This is a genomic window from Salmonella sp. 741265055_HSA (assembly GCF_046569525.1).
GTDB classification, from domain to species: domain Bacteria; phylum Pseudomonadota; class Gammaproteobacteria; order Enterobacterales; family Enterobacteriaceae; genus Salmonella; species Salmonella enterica.
Genome location: NZ_JBKFSQ010000082.1, coordinates 1 through 2288, shown reverse-complemented (window position 1 = coordinate 2288; position 2288 = coordinate 1). Strand labels below are relative to the sequence as shown.

Here is a 2288-nt window from a genome sequence, read left to right as displayed (position 1 = left end):
TAAAGCTGGTTCGATTTGCGTTTTACCAGCACGCGGAGGGAACCGTCATGTCACTTACTGATACCAAAGTAAAAAATGCCAGACCATCGGAAAAGGCCGCCAAACTCACTGACGGGTTTGGCCTCTACCTGCTGGTGCATCCCAACGGTTCGAAATACTGGCAGTTAGGCTATCGCTTCGATGGCAAACAGAAGGTGTTTTCCATTGGGGTTTACCCTGCTGTATCGCTTGCCGACGCCAGACAACGCCGTGATGAGGCTAAAAGGCTGTTGGTTCAGGGAATCGATCCGAACGCTAAAAAACAGGCTGATGAAAAAGTCCTTCAGGAGAAGCGGGATAAAACCCGTTCGTTCCGTATCGTCGCCAAAAGCTGGTTTGCCACCAAAACAAAATGGTCAGAAGATTACGCCGATACTGTCTGGAAGCGCCTTGAAACCTATGTCTTCCCGGATATAGGCGACAGCAACGTTTCAGATCTGGATACGGGTGATCTGCTTGTGCCGGTCAAAAAAGCGGAAACACTTGGCTACCTTGAAATTGCCATGCGGATTAAGCAATACATCACCGCGATCCTCCGTCATGCTGTCCAGCAAAAGCTTATGCGTCATAATCCCGCCTATGATATGGAAGGCGCTGTTCAGAAGCCAGAGACTGAACACCGCCCTGCACTGGAGCTGGAAGAGATCCCGCTACTGCTCGAACGTATTGATGCCTACAAAGGGCGTGGACTGACTACACTGGCGATTAAACTCAATCTGCTGATCTTCATTCGTTCCAGTGAACTTCGTTTCGCTCGGTGGTCAGAAATAGACTTCAAAAGTAAGTTATGGGTCATTCCCGAACAGCGGGAAGCGATTGAGAATGTCAAACATTCCACTCGTGGCGCAAAAATGAAACGTCAGCACTTCGTTCCCCTCTGCCAGCAGGCTATTACAATACTGGAAGAGATCCGCCAGCTTACCTATGAAGAAGGTAATGACACGGCGTTAATTTTTACGGGCTGTTATGACTCATTCAAACCCATGAGTGAAAACACCATCAACAAGGCGCTGCGTAAGATGGGCTATGACACCACACAGGACATCTGCGGTCATGGCTTTCGCACTGTGGCGTGTAGTGCCTTAATTGAGTCTGGTTTATGGTCAGAAGATGCTGTAGAGCTTCAGATGAGCCACAAGGAAAGCAACAGCGTTCGTGCTGCCTATACCCATAAGGCCAAACATCTTGACCAGCGCCGCCTGATGCTTCAGTGGTGGGCTGATTTTCTTGATGCGAATCGGGATGGGATGGTCAGGCCGTTTGAGTTTGCTCAGAAACAATAATCACCTTCCCGCAAGTAAACAATCGCCATAAAAAACATACAGGGAGGTTTTATTCTCCCTGCTACCTATCACTTACGCCCTTTGTTCGATTGTGCCAAAACAGAGGCTGCAAGTTGCTTCGTTAACTCGCTGGAGCGTGGGTTATCAAGAGCTGAGGAAGCCTTATGTTCCATCTTGCCACTGGTCTGGTTTGACGTCCCACGTTGAGAAAGCGCAGAACCAGCAAGGCTTTTCTGGATGGCTGAGGCATTAGGATCAGTCAGCGTTTTTGCAGCAGTAGAAGCCACATTTTCAGACGTCTGTTTTATGTTTTTACTCATGAAACGAATCCTCAAAAAATCATAAACATCACTTATGTAGTGTTTTCATCAAGAAAAATCACTACATGCAGTGATAACCATGTTCTTTATAAGCCTTAACTTTACTAAAAACAACGTTATTGCTGTATAAAATCACAGTGCGCGTGTAGTTAATTGATTTTATTTATAAAAATATTTTGTCAGACAGGAGCAAGATACGCCAGAAGCGCATTGTCATCCTGAAATTGTTGTCTTCTGAAAATCAGGATTGAAGGCCGTGTTCACATTACGCGGGGAAGATTATTGAACATACATTAGCTCACCAGTTGGCAGATAAGGCCGAGGCAGCGTATCAACGTGGGGCGCTGTGGCCTAAACGGGGGACGTCAATGGATGACTGGACGGAGTATTTGTTTTATCAATACATGACCAACAACGATTGATGTAAACCGCTATGGGATGATCAGGCCGTTAAGTTTACTTAGAAAAGATTCATTAATTCAAGACACAAGGATATGCCTTGGTGATATCCTTTGTCATAGGAAATCATTACATAACTACTTGTTGAGGAATCTATGAGTATTAGTGTTTTTTTAAGCCATAATCACAATGACAAACCATTTGTCAGAAAGCTAGCACGAGACCTTGAAAATCATGGTGTTCGTTA

General features: G+C 45.6%; 2 protein-coding genes and 1 pseudogene. 2 read left to right on the top strand and 1 reads right to left on the bottom strand.

Annotation, left to right across the window (positions count from 1 at the left end):
* Nucleotides 1-47: 47 nt before the first annotated feature.
* The gene (locus ACLD4K_RS21930) at nucleotides 48-1322 is read left to right on the top strand and encodes a tyrosine-type recombinase/integrase (protein ID WP_411012508.1); all 1275 of its coding nucleotides are present in this window, start codon (nucleotides 48-50) and stop codon (nucleotides 1320-1322) included.
* A 68-nt stretch (nucleotides 1323-1390) separates the two neighbouring features.
* On the opposite strand, the gene ACLD4K_RS21925 is transcribed toward ACLD4K_RS21930, so the two are convergent.
* The gene (locus tag ACLD4K_RS21925; protein WP_411012507.1) at nucleotides 1391-1642 is read right to left on the bottom strand and encodes a hypothetical protein; all 252 of its coding nucleotides are present in this window, start codon (nucleotides 1640-1642) and stop codon (nucleotides 1391-1393) included.
* 275 nt (nucleotides 1643-1917) lie between these two features.
* On the opposite strand from ACLD4K_RS21925, the pseudogene ACLD4K_RS21920 reads away from it, so the two are divergent.
* Nucleotides 1918-2064: pseudogene (locus ACLD4K_RS21920) on the top strand (integrase); the annotation flags it as partial.
* Nucleotides 2065-2288 lie beyond the last annotated feature (224 nt).